Source organism: Leucobacter sp. NPDC015123, from assembly GCF_043080205.1.
In the GTDB taxonomy this organism is placed as follows: domain Bacteria; phylum Actinomycetota; class Actinomycetes; order Actinomycetales; family Microbacteriaceae; genus Leucobacter; species Leucobacter aridicollis_A.
Genome location: NZ_JBIBVH010000003.1, coordinates 195,012 through 211,738 on the forward strand (window position 1 = coordinate 195,012; position 16,727 = coordinate 211,738).

The window sequence follows — 16,727 nt, forward strand, 5'->3', positions numbered from 1 at the left end:
CGCCATGACCGACTACAGCAAGATCGACTTCTCCCCCATCATCGAGGCGTCTGCCGACGAGGTCGTCACCGCGTCGTACGTGCGCGACGTGAAGCTCCCCTCGGGCGGGACGCTCGCCCTCATCACCCTCGACAACGGGCGCGACTACACCCGCCCGAACACCCTGGGCCCTCGGACACTGCAGGGCCTCGAGCGCTTGCTCGACGAGCTCACGACGCGGGCAGCGGCCGGCGAGATCCAGGCCGTCGCAGTCACGGGCAAGCAGTTCATCTTCGCCGCGGGCGCCGACCTTTCGAAGGTCTCGACGCTCGCGACGAAAGAGAACGCGCGGCTCATGGGCCAGTACGGCCACCGCGTGCTCGGCAAGTTCAGCACGATCGGCGTGCCCTCGTTCGCATTCGTCAACGGGCTCGCGCTCGGCGGCGCGCTCGAGATCGCGCTGAACTGTACCTACCGCACCGTCGACTCGTCGGCGGCCGCGATCGCGTTCCCTGAGGTCTTCCTCGGCATCATCCCAGGTTGGGGCGGCGCGACGCTCCTCCCCAACCTCATCGGCATCGAGAACGCGCTCAAGGTGATCGTCTCGAACCCACTGCAGAACAACCGGATGCTGAAGCCGCAGCAGGCCCTCGAGCTTGGCATCTTCGACGAGATGTTCGGCGCAGCGAGCTTCCTCGAGCAGTCGGTTGCGTGGGCTGACGGGGTACTCACTGGAAAAACCAAGGTGGAGCGCCCGAACGAGCCGGGCAAGATCGAGCGCATGACCAAGTGGCCGATCGCGATCAAGGTCGCGCGGGACACCGTGAAGGGTCGCCTCGGCACGGCAGCGAAGTCGCCGTACGCCGCGATCGAGCTCCTCGCAGCAGCGAAGGATAACGACGTGGCCGCTGGCTTCGCTCGAGAGGACGAGGGGCTCGCCGAGCTCATCTCGGGAGACCAATTCGCCGCGTCGATCTACGCCTTCGACCTCGTGCAAAAGCGCGCGAAGCGGCCCGCCGGCGCGCCCGACAAGGAACTCGCGAAGAAGGTGCAGAAGGTCGGTATTATTGGCGCTGGCCTGATGGCGAGCCAGTTTGCACTGCTCTTCGCGCGCAAGCTCCGCGTTCCCGTTGTCATCACCGACCTCGATCAGAGCCGCGTTGACAAGGGAGTCGCCTACATTCACGGCGAGATCGACAAGATGCACGGCAAGGGCAGGCTCTCGAACGACGATGCCAACCAGGTGAAGGCGCTCGTCACCGGCACCACCGACAAGTCTTTGTTCGCGGACTGCGACTGGGTCATCGAGGCCGTATTCGAGGAGCTGTCGGTGAAGCAGCAGGTCTTCGCGGAGATCGAACCGATCATTGCGGAGGACGCGATCCTCGCGACGAACACCTCGTCGCTGTCGGTCGAGCAGATCGGCGCAAACCTGAAGCACCCGGAGCGCCTCGTCGGCTTCCACTTCTTCAACCCTGTCGCGGTCATGCCCCTCATCGAGGTCGTGAAGAGCCCCGCCACCGGCGAGGGCGCGCTCTCGACCGCAATGGTCATCGCGAAGAAGCTCGGCAAGAGCGCTATCATCACCGCGGACCGCCCAGGCTTCGTCGTGAACCGCCTCCTCGCAAAGGTCATGGGCGAGGCGGCACGCGCGCTCGACGAAGGCACGCCGCTGCCCGTCGTCGAGCAGTCGCTCGCGCCGATTGGCCTGCCGATGGGCCCGTTCGAGCTCATCGACCTGGTCGGCTGGAAGGTCGCCGCGCACGTGCAGGACACGATGGTTGGCGCGTTCCCGGATCGCTTCTACGCCTCGCCGAACATGCACGCGATCGCTGAGCTCGACGAGCCGCTCGTGAAGAACAAGCTCGGCAAGGTCGAGGACCTCTCCAAGGCTGCCAAGAAGGCGCTGAAGTTCGGCAAGACCGCCGTAGCGCCCGAGGAGATCCTGCGCCGCGTCGAGGACGAGCTCGCGAACGAGATCAAGATCATGCTCGACGAGGGCGTGGTCCATGCAGCCGAGGACATCGACCTCGGCCTGATCCTGGGCGCCGGCTGGCCGTTCCAGGCGGGCGGAGCAACCCCGTATCTTGACAGGGTCGGGGCCTCCGAACGCGCGTTCGGCGGCGCGTTCCACGACCCACGGATCGCTGCAGTGTCCTAGACCGGTTCGCTGCTCCCGCAGGTTCGCCTCGCGCCCCACTCACGAATGACGCGCGGGGCGAACTGCGTTCTCACGGGATGCCTGTGCAAGCCGCAACGTCCGGTGCATGCCTCGCGGGGAGCCTCCAGAACGGTGAAACCGGCCCGAACCTCCGAGCGCGTACCGCAGCGCCCGATAGTTGACGCGTGTTCGGCGGTTCGGCACGTTCTCACCTTGGCCGGCTCACGCTTGCCGCGTGATGTCCGCATGCTGGCCGGGGCACCTTAACCGTGTCGTGCTGGTCCTCGGGCGTGCTATTCGGGGCGGGCGGCCGGCAGCCGGGTCCCGCGCACCTGCTCGACGATCTCGGCGGCGATCTGTGGTGCGGTGAGGCCGGCGTCTGCAAGCAGCTCGTCTCGGCTCGCGTGCTCGAGGTACTCGTAGGGCGTGCCAAGCTCGGATACGGCCGTGTCCACGCCAGCCTCACGGAGCTCTTGGCGGATCGTCGTGCCAACACCGCCGACCCGCAGGCCGTCCTCAATACTGACCACGAGACGGTGTGTTGCTGCAAGATCGACGACGGAGCGCATGACCGGGATGACCCACCGGGGGTCGACGACAGTCGCCGTGATGCCCTGCTCTGCAAGAATGGCTGCTGCGTCGAGCGCGGTGCGCGTCATCGGCCCGACGGCGACAAAGAGCACATCGGCCGAGACCGAGAGCGCGCCCGTGGCAGGCTCAGAGACGTTGTCGCCTGCGTAGAGCACATCAACGCCGTCCGAGGTCCGCCACAGGCCGGGCAGCGGCTCGCCCACCGAGCCCTTCGGGTAGCGGACAACAGTCGGCGCGTCCTCCACCGCGACTGCCTCTCGGAGTGTCTCCCTGAGCGTTGCTTCGTCGCGCGGCGCAGCGATCCGAATTCCGGGTACGATCTGCAGCATCGCGAGATCCCACACGCCGTTATGACTTGCGCCATCAGGGCCAGTGATTCCTGCCCGGTCAAGCACGAACGTCACGCCAGCTCGATGCAGGCCGACGTCCATGAGCACCTGGTCGAACGCGCGGTTCATGAATGTTGCGTAGATCGCGACAACAGGGTGCAGGCCCCCATAGGCTAGGCCAGCCGCCGTCGTCACCGCGTGCTGTTCAGCGATGCCGACGTCGTACACGCGCTGCGGGAAGGCCTGCGCGAACCCATCGAGACCCGTGGGCCTGAGCATCGCGCCGGTGATCCCGACGAGCTTCGGGTTTTGGTGCGCGAGCGAAACAATCTCCTCGCGGAAGACCGACGTCCAACCACGCTCGGACGAGGCGGAAAGCGGCGCGCCGTTATCTGGATTGATCTGACCGATCGCGTGGAACTGGTCTGCCTCGTCGTTCACCGCTGGCGCGTAGCCCCGCCCCTTCTCGGTGATGACGTGCACGAGCGCGGGACGACCGTACGCCTTCGCCTGCTTGAGGGCGACCTCGACTGCTTCGAGGTGATGCCCGTCGACGGGGCCGACATACTTGATGTCGAGGTTCGCGTAGAGATCCTGATTGCCAGATGCGCGCGAAACAAACCCGCGCAACGCACCACGCGCGGCCCGGTATACGGTGCGTCCCGCCGCGCCGAAGTTATTGAAGAGTCGCTCGCTCCCCTCTTGCAGGTCGCGGTACCCACCGGTGACGCGCACGCCATTCAAGAATCGGGCCATGCCGCCGATTGTCGGCGCGTAGGATCGGCCGTTGTCGTTTACGACGATGATGAGGTTGCGGTCATTGTCGTCGGTGATGTTATTGAGCGCTTCCCAGGTCATGCCGCCAGTGAGCGCACCGTCGCCGACCACGGCGACGACGTGGCGATCCTGCTTGCCGGTGCTCGCGAAGGCGCGCGAGATGCCGTCGGCCCAGCTCAGCGAGCTCGAGGCGTGCGAGCTCTCGACAACGTCGTGGACGCTCTCCGCGCGCTGCGGGTAGCCGGCGAGTCCGCCGCGCTTTCGCAGATCGGAGAAGTCCTTGCGTCCCGTGAGGAGCTTGTGCACGTAGCTCTGGTGTCCCGTATCCCAAACGATCGGGTCGTTCGGCGAGTCGAATACACGATGCAGCGCGATCGTCAGTTCGACGACACCAAGATTTGGGCCCAAGTGCCCGCCAGTCTTTGAGACCTCGGAAATCAGAAACTCACGAATGTCAGCGGCGAGCTCGACGCACTCCTCTGGAGTCAACGCGTCGAGATCTCGGGGTCCACTAATTCGCTCAAGCACCCAGCCAGTCTACTGAACAATGCCGAGCGCACTCCGACCGGCGGCGGCGCTGCCTGAACTGGGTGCCTCACAGTCCTGGGTCGGTATCCTCCTTGACCTCGGGAAGAGCCCTCAGGCGCCGCACCACTACATCAATGAAATCGTCAACGTCATCAACGAGATAGCCCTCGCGAAACCAGGGAACTACCCGAAATGTCGATTTGATTGCGGCCCGAGCGAGTTCACTTCCATTGCCACCCGCCACCACCTGGCTCGCGAGGGCGTCAAGAAGGCGGTCTACGTCGTCGAGGTTGTATCGGCCACCATACCTCGAAAGTCGAAATCTCTGATCGATGATGTTCTGCGCGAGAGTGGCTCGTGCATTCATTGCGGCCCTCCTGTGTAGTGGTGCATTCCATCTTGATCGTACTCAGCCGCGTTGGCAGCGTGCCCGAGTCTGGTCAGGAGGCATCAAGCAATGCCTCGCCTGGAGGCCACCCGACGCGAATCCAGGTAGCCTCCAGACGAAATGCAGAAAACCCCGTGCCTAGTGGCACGGGGTTCCCTGACAGCGGGCGGGCTCGAAGAGCCCAGTCGTTTGCGTTTAGACGAGCGAACGCAGCACGTACTGCAGGATGCCGCCGTTGCGGTAGTAGTCCGCCTCACCCGGGGTGTCGATGCGAACGACAGCGTCGAACTCGACGACAGAGCCGTCTTCCTTCGTCGCCTTGACGCTCACGGTCTTCGGGGTGACGCCCTCGTTGAGCTGCGAGACACCGGTGATGTCGAACGTCTCGGTGCCGTCGAGGCCGAGCGAATCAGCGCTCTTGCCTGCGGGGAACTGCAGCGGCAGCACACCCATGCCGATGAGGTTCGAGCGGTGAATACGCTCGAAGCTCTCGGTGATGACAGCCTTGACGCCGAGCAGGCTCGTGCCCTTAGCCGCCCAGTCGCGTGACGAGCCCGAGCCGTACTCCTTGCCGCCGAGGACGACGAGCGGGGTACCGGCTGCCTGGTAGTTCTGCGATGCGTCGTAGATGTACGACTGCGGGCCGCCCTCCTGCGTGAAGTCACGAGTGAAGCCACCCTCGACGTTGTCGAGGAGCTGGTTGCGCAGGCGGATGTTCGCGAACGTACCGCGGATCATGACCTCGTGGTTACCGCGACGTGAGCCGTAGGTGTTGAAGTCGCGAACCGCGATGCCGTTCTCGACGAGGTACTTGCCTGCCGGGGTCTCGGCGCGGAAGCTACCTGCGGGGCTGATGTGGTCCGTCGTGACCGAGTCGCCGAGCTTCGCGAGGACGCGGGCGCCGGTGATGTCGGTGACGGGCGCTGGGGTGAGCTCCATGCCGTCGAAGTACGGTGCCTTACGAACGTAGGTCGACTTGTCGTCCCACGCGAACGTGTTGCCCTCGGGGGTGGGAAGCGCGGTCCAGTGCTCGTCACCGTCGAAAACGGTGGCGTACTTCTCGCGGAACATGTCGGAGTCAATGGACGCGTCAGCGATCTTCTGCACCTCGGTCGGGTCAGGCCAGATGTCGCGCAGGTAGACGTCGTTACCCTCGGAGTCCTGCCCGAGCGACTCGTTCTCGAAGTCGAAGTCCATTGTGCCGGCAAGCGAGTACGCGACGACGAGCGGCGGGCTCGCGAGGTAGTTCATCTTGATATCCGGGTTGATGCGACCCTCGAAGTTACGGTTACCCGAGAGCACGGCAGTGACGGCGAGGTCGTTGTCGTTGACAGCCTGCGAGATCTCGTCGTTCAGCGGGCCAGAGTTACCGATACAGGTCATGCAGCCGTAGCCGACGAGGTAGAACCCGAGCGCCTCGAGATCCGAGCGCAGGCCCGACTTCTCGTAGTAGTCCGTGACGACCTTCGAGCCCGGCGCGAGCGTGGTCTTGACCCACGGCTTCGCATGGAGGCCCTTCGCGACGGCGTTGCGTGCGAGTACGCCGGCCGCGAGCATCACCGACGGGTTCGAGGTGTTCGTGCACGACGTGATCGACGCGAGCGTCACTGCGCCGTGGTCGAGCTCGAACTCACGGCCCTTGTCGTCCTTCACCTTGGCGGGGTTCGATGCCTCGGTGTAGTTCTTGAGATCGGTCTCGAACTGAGTCTTGGCGCTCGTGAGCTCGATGCGGTCCTGGGGACGCTTCGGGCCGGCGATCGATGACACGACGGTGCTGAGGTCGAGCTCAAGGTACTCGGAGAACTCTGGCTCGTTCGCAGGGTCATGCCAGAGGCCCTGTGCCTGCGAGTAGGCCTTGACGAGCTCTACCTGCTCTTCCGAGCGCCCGGTGAGGCGCATGTAGTCGAGGGTGACCTCGTCGACGGGGAACATTGCAGCGGTCGAACCGAACTCGGGGCTCATGTTGCCGATGGTCGCGCGGTTTGCGAGCGGTACGGAGCCGACGCCCTCACCGTAGAACTCGACAAACTTGCCAACGACGCCGTGCTGACGGAGCTGCTGGGTGATTGTCAAGACAACGTCAGTTGCGGTCACGCCTGCGGGAATCTTGCCCGAAAGCTTGAAGCCAACGACGCGCGGAATGAGCATGGAGATGGGCTGGCCGAGCATTGCGGCTTCCGCCTCAATACCGCCAACGCCCCAACCGAGCACGCCGAGACCGTTCTGCATCGTGGTGTGCGAATCGGTGCCGACAGCGGTGTCGGGGTACGCCTGCGTCACGCCGTCTACGTCGCGGGTGAAGGTCACCCGAGCGAGGTGCTCGATGTTTACCTGGTGAACAATGCCAGTCCCCGGCGGGACGACCTTGAAGTCATCAAACGCACCCTGGCCCCAGCGGAGGAACTGGTAGCGCTCGCCGTTGCGCTCGTACTCCATGGCCACGTTCTTCGCGAACGCTTCCTTGTTGCCGTACGAGTCGGAGATGACCGAGTGGTCGATCACGAGCTCCGCGGGAGCGAGCGGGTTGATCTTGTCGGGGTTGCCGCCGAGATCGGTGACTGCCTCGCGCATGGTTGCGAGGTCGACGATGCAGGGAACGCCGGTGAAGTCCTGCATGATGACGCGTGCTGGGGTGAACTGGATCTCTGTGTCGGGCTCTGCCGACGGATCCCAGTTCCCGAGCGCCTCGATGTGCTTCGAGGTCACGTTCGCGCCGTCCTCAGTGCGGAGCAGGTTCTCGAGGAGAACCTTCAAGCTATAGGGAAGCCGCGCGCTACCGGCGACCTCAGAAATCTTGAAGATTTCGTAGTTCTTGTCTCCGACGGCAAGCGTGTCGCGTGCGCCGAAGCTGTTGATCGATGCCATGAGGTTCCTCCAAAGTCTCTCGATGTCAAGATAAATCCTACACCCAAACGGAGGCCTCCGCTGCCACTACGACGGGGTGTTCTCCCCCGAGATTACGCCTTTTCCGCTGCCCGAATCATCTGATGAAGATCGGAGGCGCTGAACCACAAACCACGTGACGACGATGATCGCGGCGAACATCGGCACGCCCATCACGATTCTCGCGACCCCGAGCGCCTCAACGCGCTCCGACATGTACATCGGCAGCTGCACGGCGAGCCGCGCAACGAACAGCCCGAGCCACATGACCGTCAGCCAGAGCGCTGTGCGCCTGACCCGCACGTTCCCCCGCCAACTTCGCATATCACCGTCGAGCATCCCGATGAGCAGTCCGATAGCGGGCCACCCGACAAGGATCGAAATGAGCAGTCCCAGACCCCACGCGATGTTCACAACGAAGCCCGAGAGGAAATAGTCGACTCCGCGCCCAGTGATGAGAGTGATGATCACCGCTACGCCGACACCAAGCATTCCCGAGAGCGCGGACACGATGGTTTCCCGCCGCACAAGCCTCACGAGCACGAGGGCAAGCGCGAGCACCCCTGGGACGAGCGCAGAAAGTCGAGCATCTTTGGTGAATACAAATAGCACCACGAAGATCAGGCTTGGAACGACGGCTTCAAGTACCCCACGCACGCCACCGATCGCTTCGAAGACGCCCTGGGCAGTGAGCTCCTCCCCCTCGGCCCCAGCCCGAACCGCGCGCGCGATCCCACCATTGAGCCCAGGGATGCGAGCACCTGCGGGCGCCACCGCGTCCTGCGCCGCCTCCGGCAAGTCATTCGGATCGGGGCGTACGTCACTCACGCGTCGACAGCCCCAGCGCCGGGGGCACCCGGCTGCACGCCAGCGGGTACCTTCAGCGGCAGCAGGTCACCTGGAGGCATCGGGAGATCGCCGCGAACAACGACAATTTCACGAAAGAGTTCGACTACGCTCGCGCGTGCCTCAGTGTCTACTGCCGCCTTGCCCATGAGGATGCCGCGAAGGACCCATCGTGGGCCATCGACGCCAATGAAACGCGCCTCCCGCGTTCCGCCGCCCTGATCGGCAGGCACAGGTGTCGCGGTAACGAGCTCAGCGCCGAGTGCGCCCTCTTCCTCGGTAACCTTGGCACCTTGCGCCGTGAGCTGCGACGTGAGGTCACGACGAATTTGATTCCACATGCCGCTTGTCTTCGGGGCCGAGAACGCCTGCACCTGCAGCAGGGAGTCGGCGTACTCAAGCGAGACAGCCACGACGCGCTTAGCTCGCTCATCCACCTCGAGGCGCATCTGCAGCCCCTCGCGCGGAGCAATCTTAATGCCACCAAGGTCGACGTATGGGCGCATCGTAGGCACCTCGGAGAAGTCAAAGGGCCCTGCAGTTTCGCGATCCGCGGGCGCGGACTTCGTAGTATCGACGACGTCCGCCTCGGCCGACTCTGTTACTTCGCTCGTGTCGTTTTCGTTCATTGTTGTGTCTCCTCAATCCTTATGCGGTCGCGGTATGTGCGGCGCCGCTCACACCGGTTGACCCAAATCCATTTGCCCCGCGAGCCGAATCGTCGGGAAGGTCGTCGACCGGCACGAACACCGCGCGGCTGACTGGCATGACGATGATCTGGGCGATCCTGTCTCCGGTGGCCACCTCGAACGGTGTTCGCGCGTCGGTGTTCAAGAGGGTCACCTTGATCTCGCCGCGGTAGCCTGCATCGACTGTTCCAGGTGAATTGACGACGGTGATTCCGTGCTTGGCGGCAAGGCCGCTCCTTGGCACAACGAAGGCCGCATACCCCGCGGGTAACGCGATCGACACGCCAGTCCCAATGAGGGCACGCTCCCCTGGATTCAGTGTCACGCTTTCAGCGGCGCGGAGGTCGGCTCCGGCGTCGTCAGCGTGGGCATACAGCGGAGGGTGATCCGCAACGATGGGCACATGTACTACATCAGTCACGTGCTCAGGTTATCGGATCGATAGACGAACGCGCTCGAATGGGCAGGATTCGCCTGCCCCGGCGCTCCACACCGAATCATCATCAGGGAGGCGCGATAATGGGGCCATGACCGCACACACTACGGATGTTCGCTACCGCGAGCGTCTTCTCCCGGGGCCCGGCTTTTTTGGCGCTTGGCTGCTTCTCATTCCGGCGACAGCCCTCGTGATGACACCGATCAACAAGTCGGCCGCGATCCCGGTAGCCGTGGGGATGTACCTGGTTGTCGCGCTGATCTTCTTCGCGTTGAGCCCAGTCATTGAGGTCGAGAACGGCGAGCTTCGGGCTGGGCGCGCCACGATCCCAGTCTCCTACATCGGCGCCGTCGAGGCGCTCGGCACCGACGCACTGCGCGATGCAATTGGTCCTGGCGCCGACGCCAGAAACTACATGGTTGTGCGTGGCTGGATCCACCGTGGGTTGAAACTTGAAATCACTGACGAAAGCGACCCGACGCCGCACTGGATTCTGACAAGCCGAAAGCCCCTCGCGCTTGCTGAAGCGCTCGGGGCTCGGGGGCGTGAAGACTAGGCGTCACACTCGACACAGATCGGGCCGAGGTCAACCTCTCTCGACAGCTGCGACCGGTGCCGAACAAGGAAGCAGTTCACGCATGTGAACTCGTCAGCCTGCTGCGGGAGCACGACGACGTCGAGTTCGACGTCGGAAAGATCCGACCCACCGAGATCGAAACTTGGATTGTCCGCGTCCTCCGAGTCGATCGATGACGGACCCTTCGAGGGGCCGCGCTCCTTAAGCGCTTCAATCGACTCGGCTGTTTCGTCGTCGTTCTTACGAGGTGCGTCGTAATCAGTTGCCATGTTTCTCCTGCTTTTCGTCGCGGCTGGCTTTGGGAGCGGCCATAGTCTGCCTCATAGAACGTTCGAACGCAAACCAATATTGCTGAGAGCGATCTTTGAACCCAAAGTATCCTCCCAATCGCCGGGTCAATGCACCATTCATTTGCGAAGCTGTGGCACTCTTGAGCGAACGTCGAAGGGATCTGCAATGGATGAATTGCGCGTTGTACGGCGCGAGGACGGCTCGCTCATCCTCGCGAACGAGCTCGGCGAGGAGTACCGACTCGCCGTCGATGAGGCGTTGCTGCAGGAGGCACGCCTCGCGCTCCCGCGCGCCACGAGTTCGGTTCCGGTGAGGCCACGAGAGATTCAGGCACTACTTCGCGCTGGCAAGAGCCGCGCGGAGGTTGCGGCTGAGACTGGCCTTGACGAGGGTGATGTCGAGCGATTCGAAGAACCTGTTCGGGCGGAGAAGCGCTACATGCTCGACCTTGCGCACGCTGTCGTCGTACGCACCGACCCCGCGCAGAATGGCGGTTCGCCATCCGCGAACGCTGGCGACGACCAGCGTTTCGGTCAGGTTATTGCCGAGCGTTTGATTGCTCTCGGTAACACCACGAACGAGTGGCGTTCCTGGCGGGATGAAGAGACCGGGTGGCTCATTGGTCTCGCGTTCGATTCGCGGGACGGCGACCACGACGCGATTTGGAGCTTCGACCACAAAAAGCGCGTGCTGAGCCCGCTCACACCCGACGCAACCAATCTGTCGAAGCTTGGGGAGATCGGCGACAGACTCATCCCGAAGCTGCGCGCCGTCGACAACACGCAGGGGGAAGACGCCCATCAGGATCGGCGGGAGCAGGCCCCCTTCGACCCTGACGGCCTCCTCGCGCCAACTGCGGAAGTTGAGCCGCTTCCCGCTGTGCCCTCGACCGGCGACGACGGCTCAAAGCCTGAACCAGAAAGCGCCGACGCTGAGTACGAGCGCCGACGCGAGATCGACCAGTTGGCCGTGAAAACAACCGGCGACGAAGAGACTGACCTCAGCCAGACCGCGGATCTCCTTGACGCGCTTCGGCGTCGCCGAGGCGAACGCTCGCGCGAGGTGGATCCATCGGCACCAGACGTTGCCTCCGACAACTCCGGCCGAACGGCACCCGATGCTGGCGGGCCCACCTCGATCGATGCGCTGGGGCTCACTCCGGCGGCCCCAGAACAGCGTCGAGGCGCTGGAGCGAACATTTGGGGCACTGCTGGTGTCTCGGGTGATTCTCATGGGGGCGGTTCTGCCGAGGGCGGCGCTGATACGGCGCAACTCAGGGCTGTGCCACCCACTCGCGAGGACGCGGCAGGCGCACAGGACTCAGCTGAGCCTGCGGAGTCGGATGACGCCAGTACGCGACCGAGTTCAGCTGACGTCTCAGACCACCCCAACGATACAAAGGCGGCAAAGCGTGACGCCCGCGCGGCAAAGCGCGGACGCTCGTCTATTCCGAGCTGGGACGACATCCTCTTCGGCACGCGCAGCGACGACGACCCCGTCTAGCCCGTCCGACGGCAACTAGCCGTGCGCTGCGGCGAGCGTCTCGACGGCTTTCGCGAAGCCTGAGCCGGCGAGCGCGCCCGCGAGCACCAGCGGGATACCTCGTTCCTCATCCGTCAACGACCCGTGCTGGCCGACCATCTCGAGTGATTGTTCGTCGTCCGTTGTCATGTAGTAGGCGCACTGACCCCGAGCTGCGAGGATCACGTCTCCAACCCGTTCAACAACCCCGGGCGTGAGGTGATCACCAAACAACCCGGCTGCGAACGCCTCATCTCTCGTCCCGATCCACGCACGCTTGCCTTCTCGGGCTTCGAGCCAGGCTGCGAGAGCAGCGACGTCGCCAGCAGGATCCATAAAGAACGTGCGGAATCGTGGTTCTCCGCCGACCGCTGTCACGTGAGCGAATGCGGGCTCCCTATGATCGAACACAATCTGCTGGTGGCTTTCGATATCGACCATTCCATGGTCGGCTGTGAGGATCACGCCCGTGTGCGGTGGGAGGCTTGTCAAGAAATCCCCGAGTGCGCGGTCGAGCTGTTCGAGCCTGTCTGACCATTGCCGGCTTTGCCAGCCGTTCTGGTGCCCGGCCCGATCGAGCTCGTCGACGTACACGTACGCAAACAGCGGCGACGGCGACCTCAGATCGCGGGCCGCTGCCGAAAGCCTGTCGGCGATCGTGTCGCCACCGACATACTCGGCTCCGCTCAGGATGGCGCGAGTGAGGCCGCTCTCCGAGTGCGCAGGACGCCCGTACGTGCGCGCACGGAGGCCAAATTGAGACGCAAGCTCGAACAGCGGCTTGGCGTGTTGCCAACGGCGAACATCGGCAATCCCGTCCCAATCTCGCAGCGGCGACAGCAACCCGAGCGTCGGATGCATGATGCGATACCCAACCAGCCCGTGCTCCGCTGGCAAACGCCCAGTCGTCAACGTAGCGAGAGCCGCCCCCGTCGTCGATGGCGTGACAGTCGTGATGCGACGTTGAGGGAGCGCAGAGAGATTCGGGGCGTGACCTCTGCGCGCTTTGAGGTTCGCGCTCCCGAGGCCGTCAACCGCGATCACCACAAGCGAGCGGAGTGGAGGAATTAGCGCGAGCGTGCGAGATTCTCGCTCGACTGCGGCAGCAGTCGCTTCGCCACCCACAGCGGTTCGAAGCATTTCGGCTGCTGGCAAGTCATTTCCGAGAGCGAGCGCGGCAAGCCCAGTCGGCACAATCGCGGCAAGCCTCCCGCCGTTGTCGGTGGCAGTCGGTAGCATATTCCCATTATGGCCGACGTAACCGACATGGATACTCCAGACGCAGCACACGAGACTGCCGGTGAGCGCATCGAAGATATTGACATCTCTCACGAGATGGAGGGATCGTTCCTCGAGTATGCCTATTCCGTTATCTACTCCCGAGCCCTCCCCGACGCACGCGATGGGCTGAAGCCCGTTCAGCGCCGCATTCTCTACATGATGACCGATATGGGGCTACGCCCCGATAAGGGTCACGTAAAGTCTGCCCGCGTCGTCGGCGAGGTGATGGGCAAGCTTCACCCACACGGCGACTCGTCGATCTACGACGCGCTCGTGCGCCTGTCACAAGACTTCGCGATGCGCCTGCCGCTTGTCGACGGGCACGGCAACTTTGGTTCGCTCGACGACGGGCCGGCAGCGTCGAGGTACACGGAGGCCCGTCTCGCTGGTGCTGCCCTCGCAATGACCGAGGCGCTCGACGAAGACGTTGTCGACTTCATTCCCAACTACGACAATCAATTGCTACAGCCCGAGGTGCTGCCATCGGCTGTACCCAACCTGCTCGTCAATGGCGCGAGTGGAATCGCAGTCGGCATGGCGACGAACCTTGCCCCGCACAACCTCGTTGAGACGATCGAGGGCGCGAAGCATCTGCTCTACAACCCTGACGCGTCTGTCGAAGAGCTGATGGAGTTCATCCCTGGCCCCGATCTTCCGGGCGGCGGCACGATCGTGGGCCTCGATGGGGTCACCGACGCCTACCGTACTGGCCGCGGCGCGTTCCGCACTCGGGCAAAGGTATCGATCGAGCAGATCGGCCCGAGACGCACAGGACTCATCGTGACCGAGCTGCCCTATCTTGTCGGCCCTGAACGGGTGATCGAGAAGATTAAGCAGGGTGTCGAGAGTAAGAAGATCACGGGCATCACCGACGTTGTCGACCTGTCGGACCGCAAAAACGGCCTGAAGCTCGTCATCACGTTGAAGACTGGCTTCTCCCCCGAAGCCGTACTCGAACTGTTGTATCGGTACACCCCGCTCGAAGACTCCTTCAGCATCAACTCCGTCGCGCTCGTCGACGGTCAGCCCCAGACGCTGAGCCTGCGCGAGATGCTCCGCGTGTTCCTTGATCACAGACTGTCTGTCGTGACACGCCGCAGCGAGTACCGACTACGGAAGCGGCGCGAGCGGTTGCACCTGGTCGAGGGGCTGCTCATCGCCATCCTCGATATCGATGAGGTCATCCAGGTCATTCGCACGAGCGACGACGCCGAGGAAGCCCGAACCAGGCTCCAGCAGGTGTTCGACCTCTCCGAGCTGCAGGCCGAGTACATTCTCGAGCTGCGATTGCGCAGGCTCACGAAGTTCTCGCGCGTAGAGCTTGAGGCTGAGCGCGACCAGCTCAATGCAGAGATCGCTGCGCTGCTCGAGATTCTCGGCAGCAAAGAGCGGCTGCAGGCCGTCGTCGCTGGCGAGCTCGATCAGGCCTCGGCTGCGTACGGCACTCCCCGTCGTACACTACTCACCGGCGCCGTCGCTCGTCCGTCTCGCGCAGCAGTCTCCCCTGACGCCATGCAAGTTGCAGACACGCCCTGCACCGTGCTCCTCTCGGCCACCGGCCGAGCCTTGCGCGTTGACCGGGATCCAGAGGCGCCCGACGCTCCCCGCGCCGCGCCGCGAGCCACTAAGCACGGAGCCGTCGCCGCGCGCGTCGCGACAACGGTGCGCGGTGAGCTCGGTGCGATCCTCTCAGACGGCACGCTTCACCGCTTCACGCCCGTTGATCTGCCACTCGTTCCCGGGGCATCGATTGCCTTCTCCGCGGGAGTGAAGCTCACTGAGTACATCGGTCTGAGCGACAAGAAGGTCAGGATCGTCGGCGTCGTGCCGCTGGATTCTGAGGAGCCCGTTGGCATCTTCACAGCCCAGGGAATCGTCAAGCGCGTCGTGCTGACGGAGCTCCCCGCACGCCCCGAGTTCGAAGTCATCACGCTCAAGACTGGCGACGCGGTTATCGCTGCGTTCCCAGCGCCTGATTCCGCCGAGTTCGCAGCGGTCACGAACGACGCGCAGCTGCTCCGGTTCGCGGCGTCGTCTGTACGACCCCAGGGCCGCCCCGCGGGCGGCATGGCCGGCATGAAGCTTGGCGCAGACGCCCGCGTCATTTTTGCGTCGGCAATTGCAGCAGACACGGAGGCGCGCGTCGCAACCGTCGCCGAGGGCTCGGACGAGAACGCACTACTCAGCACAGACGCCGCCTCTGCGAAGGTGTCAGACTGGGCAGAGTTCCCAGCCAAGGGACGAGCGACAGGAGGCGTTCGGGCTCAGCGCTTCCTCAAGGGCGAAGACAAGCTCGTCGTGGCGTGGGTGGGCACCGGCGAACCTCGGGCACTCGCCGCCGACGGCGCCACCCGGAAGCTGCCAGAGGAGCTCGGAAAGCGCGACGGCTCCGGAAGCGCGCTCGAACACAGTGTGGCCTTTATCGGAGAGGCGCCTTAGCCCAGAGCGCGAATGTAAGTGCGGGGTGTGCGAAATCAAATCTCGCACACCCCGCAGAGCCTTCGACCGATCTCGCTTTCCGCTGATCTCGCTTCCCATCGATCTCGCTATCCACCGAGGGCGCGAATGACCTGGGCCGCGGCCACGTGCCCGCCAGCCTCCGCGAGCGCGACTGCGGTAAGTCCATCGCTCCCTGCCGACCGGGGATCGGCGCCAGCCCGCAAGGCTGCAACGACCGCGGTCGTATCCCCAGTCCGGGCAGCTTCGACGAGCGCCGCACCGGGATCAGACGGCGCGGCCGCGGCCGCCAACGACCGCAGCACCTCGGCCTGGCCCGAGAACCCACGCTCCTCCGCCATTTGAAGCGGAGTGAGGCCCTCGGATACCGACAGCCTGTCAAGCTCTGCACCCCCGGCGACTAGGACGTGCAGTGTCGCCAGGTAGGTTGGGTCATCGCGGCCGAGCCACACGGCCTCATGAATCGCCTGATATCCGATGTTGTTGACATGGTTGACGTCGACCCCTGCCCGGATCAAGGCGCCCGAGACGTCCCAGTGGCCCCGCTCGGCCGCACGAATCAGTCCAGTTCCCTGCCAGCTGTCAAGTGCCTTTACGTCGCCGCCGTGCTTGAGGGTCAGACGCAAGAGCTCGAGGCGCCCCTCGCTCGTCGCGATAAGGTATGCCGACTGAACGGTGTCGTCTGCTGCATTCACGTCAGCGCCCGACTCGATCAGCTGCTCGGCCGCCACGACGTCGTTGGCCCAGGCAGCGTCCCGAAGACGCTGGTCAAGTTCAGCCTGGGTGAGATCTGGCTTCTCTGGGACTTCTGGCTCTGCCGGGACCTCCGGCTGTGCGCTCTCAGACGGAGCAGGCTTTGGCGTCCCGGTCGTCGTCGGGGGTGTCTCACCGGGCTCGGGAGCACAGGCAACGAGTCCGGTGAGGCTCAGAGCCGCAAGCGCACTAGCGGCAATCGCCGCGCGTAGTCTGGCATTCATCAGTGTTTCTCCTCGG

Annotated in this window: 13 protein-coding genes; 4 read left to right on the forward strand and 9 right to left on the reverse strand. The window is 64.1% G+C overall.

Annotation, left to right across the window (positions count from 1 at the left end):
* Positions 1 to 4: 4 nt before the first annotated feature.
* On the forward strand, positions 5 to 2,140 hold the full coding sequence (locus tag ACF07D_RS07710; RefSeq protein WP_391504498.1) for a 3-hydroxyacyl-CoA dehydrogenase NAD-binding domain-containing protein: 2,136 nt from the start codon (positions 5 to 7) through the stop codon (positions 2,138 to 2,140).
* A gap of 293 nt (positions 2,141 to 2,433) precedes the next feature.
* On the opposite strand, the gene dxs is transcribed toward ACF07D_RS07710, so the two are convergent.
* From dxs to dut, 6 genes are all read right to left on the reverse strand, one after another.
* Positions 2,434 to 4,365: a 1-deoxy-D-xylulose-5-phosphate synthase gene (gene dxs, locus ACF07D_RS07715; protein ID WP_391504499.1), complete on the reverse strand. Its 1,932-nt coding sequence runs from the start codon at positions 4,363 to 4,365 to the stop codon at positions 2,434 to 2,436.
* A 67-nt stretch (positions 4,366 to 4,432) separates the two neighbouring features.
* Entirely contained in the window at positions 4,433 to 4,732 is a 300-nt protein-coding gene (locus tag ACF07D_RS07720) for a hypothetical protein (RefSeq protein WP_391504500.1), read from the reverse strand.
* Positions 4,733 to 4,948: 216 nt separating this feature from the next.
* Entirely contained in the window at positions 4,949 to 7,618 is a 2,670-nt protein-coding gene (gene acnA / locus ACF07D_RS07725) for an aconitate hydratase AcnA (protein ID WP_391504501.1), read from the reverse strand.
* A 66-nt stretch (positions 7,619 to 7,684) separates the two neighbouring features.
* Positions 7,685 to 8,464, reverse strand: coding sequence for a DUF3159 domain-containing protein (locus tag ACF07D_RS07730; RefSeq protein WP_391504502.1), 780 nt, complete (start codon positions 8,462 to 8,464; stop codon positions 7,685 to 7,687).
* Entirely contained in the window at positions 8,461 to 9,111 is a 651-nt protein-coding gene (locus ACF07D_RS07735) for a DUF3710 domain-containing protein (RefSeq protein WP_391504503.1), read from the reverse strand. Before ACF07D_RS07735 ends, ACF07D_RS07730 begins: the two co-directional genes overlap by 4 nt.
* Before the next feature lie 19 nt (positions 9,112 to 9,130).
* Positions 9,131 to 9,592 carry a dUTP diphosphatase gene (gene dut / locus ACF07D_RS07740; RefSeq protein ID WP_119283834.1) on the reverse strand — a complete coding sequence of 154 codons (462 nt, stop codon included), beginning with the start codon at positions 9,590 to 9,592 and terminating at the stop codon, positions 9,131 to 9,133.
* A gap of 106 nt (positions 9,593 to 9,698) precedes the next feature.
* Between dut and ACF07D_RS07745 the strand changes: the two genes are divergently transcribed.
* Positions 9,699 to 10,163, forward strand: a complete 465-nt coding sequence (locus tag ACF07D_RS07745; RefSeq protein ID WP_391504504.1) for a DUF3093 domain-containing protein — start codon at positions 9,699 to 9,701, stop codon at positions 10,161 to 10,163.
* Here the strand turns inward: ACF07D_RS07745 and ACF07D_RS07750 are convergent.
* The gene (locus tag ACF07D_RS07750) at positions 10,160 to 10,453 is read right to left on the reverse strand and encodes a DUF4193 domain-containing protein (RefSeq protein WP_119283836.1); all 294 of its coding nucleotides are present in this window, start codon (positions 10,451 to 10,453) and stop codon (positions 10,160 to 10,162) included. The two genes, ACF07D_RS07745 and ACF07D_RS07750, sit on opposite strands and share 4 nt — an antisense overlap.
* A gap of 187 nt (positions 10,454 to 10,640) precedes the next feature.
* Between ACF07D_RS07750 and sepH the strand changes: the two genes are divergently transcribed.
* A complete protein-coding gene (sepH, locus tag ACF07D_RS07755) occupies positions 10,641 to 11,978 on the forward strand; it encodes a septation protein SepH (RefSeq protein WP_391504505.1) in 1,338 nt (445 codons plus the stop codon).
* A gap of 15 nt (positions 11,979 to 11,993) precedes the next feature.
* Here sepH and ACF07D_RS07760 read toward each other — a convergent pair whose 3' ends face one another.
* Positions 11,994 to 13,235, reverse strand: coding sequence for an alkaline phosphatase family protein (locus ACF07D_RS07760; RefSeq protein ID WP_391504506.1), 1,242 nt, complete (start codon positions 13,233 to 13,235; stop codon positions 11,994 to 11,996).
* Between the two features lie 9 nt (positions 13,236 to 13,244).
* Between ACF07D_RS07760 and ACF07D_RS07765 the strand changes: the two genes are divergently transcribed.
* Positions 13,245 to 15,716, forward strand: a complete 2,472-nt coding sequence (locus tag ACF07D_RS07765) for a DNA topoisomerase (ATP-hydrolyzing) subunit A (protein ID WP_391504507.1) — start codon at positions 13,245 to 13,247, stop codon at positions 15,714 to 15,716.
* A gap of 107 nt (positions 15,717 to 15,823) precedes the next feature.
* Here ACF07D_RS07765 and ACF07D_RS07770 read toward each other — a convergent pair whose 3' ends face one another.
* Positions 15,824 to 16,711, reverse strand: coding sequence for an ankyrin repeat domain-containing protein (locus ACF07D_RS07770; RefSeq protein ID WP_391504508.1), 888 nt, complete (start codon positions 16,709 to 16,711; stop codon positions 15,824 to 15,826).
* Positions 16,712 to 16,727 lie beyond the last annotated feature (16 nt).

Bases quoted from the DNA above. Each gene is read 5' to 3' on its own strand.
- ACF07D_RS07710 (WP_391504498.1), top strand. From the start codon at position 5: ATGACCGACTACAGCAAGATCGACTTCTCCCCCATCATCGAGGCGTCT.
- ACF07D_RS07720 (WP_391504500.1), bottom strand. From the start codon at position 4,732: ATGAATGCACGAGCCACTCTCGCGCAGAACATCATCGATCAGAGATTT.
- acnA (WP_391504501.1), bottom strand. From the start codon at position 7,618: ATGGCATCGATCAACAGCTTCGGCGCACGCGACACGCTTGCCGTCGGA.
- ACF07D_RS07735 (WP_391504503.1), bottom strand. From the start codon at position 9,111: ATGAACGAAAACGACACGAGCGAAGTAACAGAGTCGGCCGAGGCGGAC.
- ACF07D_RS07745 (WP_391504504.1), top strand. From the start codon at position 9,699: ATGACCGCACACACTACGGATGTTCGCTACCGCGAGCGTCTTCTCCCG.
- ACF07D_RS07750 (WP_119283836.1), bottom strand. From the start codon at position 10,453: ATGGCAACTGATTACGACGCACCTCGTAAGAACGACGACGAAACAGCC.
- sepH (WP_391504505.1), top strand. From the start codon at position 10,641: ATGGATGAATTGCGCGTTGTACGGCGCGAGGACGGCTCGCTCATCCTC.
- ACF07D_RS07760 (WP_391504506.1), bottom strand. From the start codon at position 13,235: ATGCTACCGACTGCCACCGACAACGGCGGGAGGCTTGCCGCGATTGTG.
- ACF07D_RS07765 (WP_391504507.1), top strand. From the start codon at position 13,245: ATGGCCGACGTAACCGACATGGATACTCCAGACGCAGCACACGAGACT.
- ACF07D_RS07770 (WP_391504508.1), bottom strand. From the start codon at position 16,711: ATGAATGCCAGACTACGCGCGGCGATTGCCGCTAGTGCGCTTGCGGCT.